This is a genomic window from Hansschlegelia beijingensis (genome assembly GCF_045505405.1).
Lineage (GTDB): Bacteria > Pseudomonadota > Alphaproteobacteria > Rhizobiales > Methylopilaceae > Methylopila > Methylopila beijingensis_A.
Genome location: NZ_JBJKEX010000167.1, coordinates 1 through 6,410, shown reverse-complemented (window position 1 = coordinate 6,410; position 6,410 = coordinate 1). Strand labels below are relative to the sequence as shown.

7 protein-coding genes are annotated in these 6,410 nt (G+C 69.9%); 5 read left to right on the top strand and 2 right to left on the bottom strand.

Going from position 1 to position 6,410, the window contains the following annotated elements; translation table 11 throughout:
• Window positions 1–54: 54 nt before the first annotated feature.
• Complete coding sequence (locus ACIKT0_RS11210; RefSeq protein WP_407105427.1) at window positions 55–681, bottom strand: cytochrome b; 627 nt, start codon at window positions 679–681, stop codon at window positions 55–57.
• A 247-nt stretch (window positions 682–928) separates the two neighbouring features.
• On the opposite strand from ACIKT0_RS11210, the gene ACIKT0_RS11205 reads away from it, so the two are divergent.
• The 5 genes from ACIKT0_RS11205 to ACIKT0_RS11185 all read left to right on the top strand — a co-directional run bounded on the left by ACIKT0_RS11205 (window position 929) and on the right by ACIKT0_RS11185 (window position 6,187).
• The gene (locus tag ACIKT0_RS11205; RefSeq protein ID WP_407105426.1) at window positions 929–1,807 is read left to right on the top strand and encodes an aldo/keto reductase; all 879 of its coding nucleotides are present in this window, start codon (window positions 929–931) and stop codon (window positions 1,805–1,807) included.
• Window positions 1,808–1,848: 41 nt separating this feature from the next.
• The gene (locus ACIKT0_RS11200) at window positions 1,849–2,343 is read left to right on the top strand and encodes a GFA family protein (protein WP_407105425.1); all 495 of its coding nucleotides are present in this window, start codon (window positions 1,849–1,851) and stop codon (window positions 2,341–2,343) included.
• An 87-nt stretch (window positions 2,344–2,430) separates the two neighbouring features.
• Window positions 2,431–2,940 (top strand): (2Fe-2S)-binding protein, encoded by a 510-nt coding sequence (locus ACIKT0_RS11195; RefSeq protein WP_407105424.1) that lies wholly within the window; start codon window positions 2,431–2,433, stop codon window positions 2,938–2,940.
• Window positions 2,937–3,953 carry an FAD binding domain-containing protein gene (locus ACIKT0_RS11190; protein WP_407105423.1) on the top strand — a complete coding sequence of 339 codons (1,017 nt, stop codon included), beginning with the start codon at window positions 2,937–2,939 and terminating at the stop codon, window positions 3,951–3,953. Before ACIKT0_RS11195 ends, ACIKT0_RS11190 begins: the two co-directional genes overlap by 4 nt.
• Before the next feature lie 11 nt (window positions 3,954–3,964).
• Window positions 3,965–6,187 carry a xanthine dehydrogenase family protein molybdopterin-binding subunit gene (locus ACIKT0_RS11185; protein WP_407105422.1) on the top strand — a complete coding sequence of 741 codons (2,223 nt, stop codon included), beginning with the start codon at window positions 3,965–3,967 and terminating at the stop codon, window positions 6,185–6,187.
• A gap of 24 nt (window positions 6,188–6,211) precedes the next feature.
• Here the strand turns inward: ACIKT0_RS11185 and ACIKT0_RS11180 are convergent.
• The coding region (locus tag ACIKT0_RS11180) for a hypothetical protein (protein WP_407105421.1) at window positions 6,212–6,410 on the bottom strand (199 nt) is incomplete at its 5' end.

Sequence of the window (6,410 nt, the reverse complement as noted above, 5' to 3'; positions counted from 1 at the left end):
AGCTCGGGGTGAGCCGGTCGACGCTCTACCGGCGCGCGCTCGGCCGCTGACGGGTCAGGGTCGCGGCGCCGTGCGCCCGGACTGTCGGGCGTGCCCCTCCGGCAGCATGCGCCGAAGCACGTCGTCCTTCAGCACGTACTGGTGATAGAGCGCCGCAAGGGCGTGGCCCGCCGCGATGATGATGATGGCCCAGGCCAGCCAGTCATGCGTTTGCTCGAACAGCTCGTGCAGAGCTTTCGAACTCGGTCCGAACGGCGACGGGATCAACAGGCCGAAAAAGCTCATCGCCTTGGGATTCTCGCCCGACCAGCGGATCGCGAAGCCCAGCAGGGCCTGCGCGGCGAGCAGGCCGTAAAGTACGTAATGAACGCTCTTCGCCGCGAGCTCGACCCAGCCCGTGACCGCGGGGCGGACCTGATGTCCCGGCGTCAGCCGCCACGCGATGCGGGCGATGATCACAGCCGTCAGGATGATCCCGAACGACATGTGGGCGACGATCAGCAGATGCCGCTCCGGCCTCGGCAGGAAGTCCCAGACCTCGGCGAGCGCGAACAGCAGGACGACGAGGACCACGGTGGCCCAGTGCAGGACGATCGAGGCGGCGTCGTAATGGCTGCGATCCGCGCCGGCCGCGATTTTCACGGTTGCGGCTATCGCGCCGCTCCTCGACGAGTTCGGCATCGAACTCTCCTCAATCGGCGGTTCGCAAGGCGCCGCCTAAAACCGAATTAAGCCGTCATCCCGGACCGGACAGGGAGCCGCCCCTAAAAAGATACCTCTCGGTCGCCCGGAAGCGTGGCCAATGCGCCGCGCCCCATGCGCAGAAGCGAGTGGCGACGTTCGGGGACGCAAGAAGCGTCCGGGTTGCGCGGGCGAAAGTCGGAACCAAGTCCGAAGCCGACGCTTTTGGCGAACAAGGAGCTGACCCATGAGCAACCCCGACGCAGCCGCTTCCGGAACCTTCGAACTCGCCGGGCGGACGATCCACCGCCTGGGCTACGGCGCGATGCGCGTCACCGGCGACGGGATCTGGGGCGAGCCGAAAGACCGCGAGGAGAGCCTGAGGACGCTGCGCCGGCTGCCCGAGCTCGGCGTCAACTTCATCGACACGGCGGACAGCTACGGCCCGTTCGTCAGCGAGGAGCTGATCCGGGAGGCGCTTCACCCCTATGACGGGCTTCTCATCGCCACCAAGGGCGGCCTCACCCGCCACGGCCCCAACGTCTGGCTGCCGGTCGGCCGCCCCGAATATCTCCGCCAGTGCGTGCTGATGAGCCTCCGCCGGCTCGGCGTGGAGCGCATCGACCTCTGGCAGCTCCACCGCATCGATCCCAAGGTCCCGCAGGACGAGCAGTTCGGCGTGCTGGCCGAGATGCAGAAGGAGGGCCTGATCGACCAGCTCGGCCTGAGCGAGGTCGGCGTTGCGGAGATCAAGGCGGCGCAGAAGCACTTCACCGTCGCGACCGTGCAGAACCGCTACAACCTGGTCGACCGGACCAGCGAGGACGTGCTGGACTTCTGCGCGCAGAACGGTCTCGGCTTCATTCCCTGGTACCCGCTCGCGGCGGGCGAGCTCGCCAGGCCCGGCTCGGTGCTGGACACGATCGCGAAGAAGATCGGCGCGACCCCGAGCCAGGTGGCGCTCGCCTGGGTGCTGAAGCGCAGCCCGGTGATGCTGCCCATTCCGGGCACCTCGAAGGTGAAGCATCTCGAGGAGAACGTCGCGGCGGCCGCCATCGCGCTCTCCGACGAGGATTTCCGCGCCCTCGACGAGCAGGGCAAGGCGGAGTTCAGGAAGGCCGCCTGAACGGCGGGGTAGGCGCGACGCTCTCGAGGAAGGACGCCGGGATGCCGATGACGCTCGAAGGCTCATGCAAGTGCGGCGCGGTCGGCTTCTCGGTCCAGAGCCACGCGCCCTATCCCTACCAGCTCTGCTACTGCTCGATCTGCCGGAAGACCGCCGGCGGCGGCGGCTTTGCGATCAACCTGCACGCCGACGCGACGACGCTGAAGATCAAGGGCGAGAAGGCGATCGGCGTGTTCCGCGCCGAACTCGCCGACGCCGAGGGCCACCTTCACCGCAGCAGCGCGGAGCGGAATTTCTGCTCGCGCTGCGGCTCGGCGCTGTGGCTCTACGATCCGAACTGGCCGGACCTGGTGCATCCGTTCGCCTCGGCGGTCGACAGCGAGCTTCCGGTCCCTCCGGCGCGCACGCATCTGATGCTCGGCTCCAAGGCTTCCTGGGTCGAGCCCGCGATCGGCCCGAACGACCTCGCCTTCGACGAATATCCGGAGCAGTCGATCGAGGATTGGCACCGCGCTCACGGTCTCTGGATCGAGTGACGGCGGACGGAACGTCTTCTCCCTGGAACGGTTCTTAACCGGGCGGCGGCGCCGCTCGTCCGAACCATCCAGAAGAGGGGAAGCCGAGTGGTCTATGTCAGCGGTGCGCCCGGCGCCGTAACGGTGTCGCTGACCGTGAACGGCAAGCCGCAGACGCTCTCCGTCGCGCCTTCCACCACGGTGCTCGACCTGCTGCGCGAGCGGCTGCACCTCACCGGCACGAAGAAGGGGTGCGACCAGGGCCAGTGCGGCGCCTGCACGGTGCTGATCGACGGCCGCCGGGTGAACTCCTGTCTCCAGCTCGCCGTCATGAATGACGGCCGCGAGATAACCACGATCGAAGGGATCGGCGCGCCGGGCCGGCTGCATCCGATGCAGGAGGCCTTCGTCGCCCATGACGCCTTCCAGTGCGGTTACTGCACGCCCGGGCAGATCTGCTCGGCGGTGGCGCTGGTGCAGGAGGGCCGCGCCCGGACGCGGGCCGAAATCCGCGAGCTGATGAGCGGCAATCTCTGCCGCTGCGGCGCCTACACGAACATCGTCGACGCGGTCGAGGCCGCCATGGGCGCCGGCGCGTCGCAGGAGGCCGCGGAATGATGAACTTCTCCTACGCCCGCGCCGAAAGCGTCGCGGAGGCGATCAGCGCCGTCTCGGGCGACCCCCACGCCCACTACATCGCCGGCGGCACCAATCTGGTCGACCTGATGAAATACGACGTCGAGCGGCCGGGCCGGCTGGTCGACATCACGCGCCTGCCGCTGCGCGAGATCACCGCGACCGCCGGCGGCGGGCTCAGGATCGGCGCGCTCGTGCCGAACTCCGACCTCGCCTACGATCCGCGGGTCGAGCGCGACTACCCGCTGCTCGCGAGCGCGATCCTGGCGGGCGCCTCGGCGCAGCTCCGCAACGCGGCCACCACCGGCGGCAACCTGCTCCAGCGCACCCGCTGCTACTACTTCTATGACGTCCAGACCCCCTGCAACAAACGCGCGCCCGGGACCGGCTGCGGCGCGATCGGCGGGGTGAACCGCATCCACGCGATCCTCGGCGCGAGCGAGGGCTGCATCGCCACCCACCCCTCGGACATGTGCGTCGCGCTCGCGGCGCTCGAAGCCGTCGTGCATGTCGCGGGACCGGGAGGCGAGCGGACCATCGCGTTCGAGGACTTCCACCGCCTGCCGGGCGACCGGCCGGAGGCCGACAACACGCTGCAGCATGGCGAGCTGATCACCGCGGTCGAGCTTCCGGCGCCGCGCTTCGGGCCTCACCACACCTATCTCAAGCTGCGCGACCGGCTCTCCTACGCCTTCGCGCTGGTTTCCGTCGCAGCCGGGCTGGAGCTCGATGGCGACACGATCCGGGATGCGCGCGTCGCGCTCGGCGGGGTGGCGCACAAGCCGTGGCGGGTTCCGGAGGCCGAGGCGCTGCTGCGCGGTCAAAAACCGTCGCGCGAGGCTTTTGGCGCGGCCGCCGATCGCCTTCTGCAGGGGGCCCGCGGACAGGGCGACAACGACTTCAAGATCGAGCTCGCCCGGCGCGCGATCGTGCGCGCGCTCGAACAGGCCGCGGCCGCGACGCCGCAGCGCCAGTCCGACAAGTCGATCAACTGAGGGAGGGCGCGATGCCGGAGGGCTATGTGGGCGGCGCCCAGCCGCGGGTCGACGGACCGCTCAAGGTCAGCGGCCTTGCGCAATACGCCGGGGAGTTTCCGGCGGAGGACCTCGCCTATGGGGTCGTGGTGTCGAGTTCAGTCGCGAAGGGCCGGATCCTGCGGTTCGATCTGGAAGCCGCGCGGGCGACGCCGGGCGTCGTCGCGATCCTGACCCACAAGGATCGGCCAACGGTCACGACCGACGCCGAGTCGCACCAGGACCAGGCGGCGCCGCCCGGCCTTCCGTTCATTCCACTGCTCGACGAGCGGGTCGTCTATAGCGGCCAGCCCGTCGCGCTGGTGGTGGCCGAAACCTTCGAGGCCGCGCGCGACGCGGCGGCGCTGGTCAGGGTCGAGTATGAGGTCGAGGCGGGCGTCGTGGACGTCGCCGAGCGCCGCGACGCGGCCTATGACCCGCCCGAGAAGCGCGACGGCGTGCCCCCGCCTCCTCCGCCCCGCGGCGACGCGGACGGCGCGTTCGCTGCGGCCCCCGTAAAAGTTTCGGGCGACTACCGGATCGCGGTCGAGCATCACAACCCGATGGAGCCGCACGCCTCGACCGTGTTCTGGCGGGGCGGCAAGCTGGTGGTGCACGACAAGGTGCAGGGCGTGACGAACACCAAGGCGTTCGTCGTCAACCTGTTCGGCCTGCCGGAGGACGACGTGCGGGTCCTGTCGCCCTTCGTGGGCGGCGCGTTCGGCAGCGGCCTGCGCCCGCAATATCAGCTGACGCTCGCCGTAATGGCCGCGCTGAGGCTGAAGCGCTCGGTGCGGGTGACGCTGACGCGCGACCAGATGTTCACCTTCACCTACCGGCCGGACACGCTGCAGACCGTGGCGCTCGGCGCCGGGCCCGACGGGCGCCTCCGGTCGATCCGCCACGACGCGATCGCCTGCACGTCGACCTATGAGGACTATCAGGAGGCGGTCGTGAACTGGTCGGGGCTGATCTACGCCTGCGACAATGTCAGCCTGTCCTACCGGCTCGCCAAGGTCGACACCGCGACGCCCGGCGACATGCGGGCCCCGGGCGCGACCACCGGCGTCTACGCGCTGGAGGCGGCGATCGACGAGCTCGCCTACGCGGCGAAGGTCGATCCGCTGGAGCTCCGGCTGCGCAATTACGCCGAGCGCGACCAGAACGACGACAAGCCGTTCTCCTCCAAGGAGCTGCGCGCCTGCTACGAGCGCGGCGCCGAGGCTTTCGGCTGGTCGCGGCGCTCCCCGGAGCCGCGTTCGATGCGGGAGGGGCGCGATCTGGTCGGGCTCGGCGTCGCGACGGGCTGCTGGGAGGCGATGATGCAGCCGCATTCCGCGCGCGCCGCGCTGACGGCGGACGGCAAGCTCGAGATCGCCTGCGCGACCGCCGACATCGGCACCGGCACCTACACGATCCTGGCGCAGATCGGCGCGGACGCGCTCGGGCTGCCGATCGACGACGTGGTGGTTCGGATCGGCGACTCGTCTCTGCCGATGGCCCCGGTGGAGGGCGGCTCATGGGCCGCGGCCTCGGCCGGCTCAGCGGCGCAGATGGCCTGCGCGGCGTTGCGCGAGGAAATCCTGAAGCACGCCCGCGCGATGGAGAACTCGCCGCTCGCCAACGCGGCGCTCGACCACGTCGTTTTCTCAGGCGGGCGTGTGGCGCGGAAGGACGACCCGGCGGGGTCGATCTCCTATGTCGAGGCGCTGAAGGCGGCGGGGCGGGAGAGGGTCGAGGCGAAGGCGGACTTCGCCCCGGACGAGGAGTTCCAGAAGAAGTTCGCCGCCTACACGCACTCCGCGGTCTTCGCGGAGGTTCGCGTGGACGAGGAGCTCGGCGTCGTGCGCGTCACCCGCGTCGTCAGCGCGATCGCGGCCGGAAAGATCCTCAACCAGATGACGGCGCGCAGCCAGATCCTCGGCGGCGTGGTCATGGGGATCGGCATGGCGCTGCACGAGGAGAGCATGCCGGACCGCCGTCTCGGCCGCTTCATGAACCACAATTTCGGCGAGTACCACATCCCGTCGCATGCCGACGTCCGGGACATCGAGGTGATCTTCGTGGACGAGGCCGACGAGGCCAATCCGCTGGGGATCAAGGGCCTTGGCGAGATCGGCATCGTGGGGGCAGCGGCCGCCGTCGCCAACGCGGTGTTTCACGCCACCGGCAAGCGCGTCCGCGAGCTGCCCATCACGCCCGACAAGCTGCTCTGAGGGCGCGGCCGGGGCCGCGCCGTCTCAGCGCGAGATGCTGTCGCCGGCCCGCAGCCGCACGGGCCCGTCGTCGTCGTCAGGCTCCGCCGCCTGTTCGAGCTGACGCTCGTAGCGGTGCGAGGAGGTCTCGCCGGTGCGGGCGTACTGCTCCGCGTCACGGCTCGCCGAGCCGTAGTCGGCGACGGGCTGCGCGCCGACCTGCCAGCCGAGTTCGGCCGGAGTG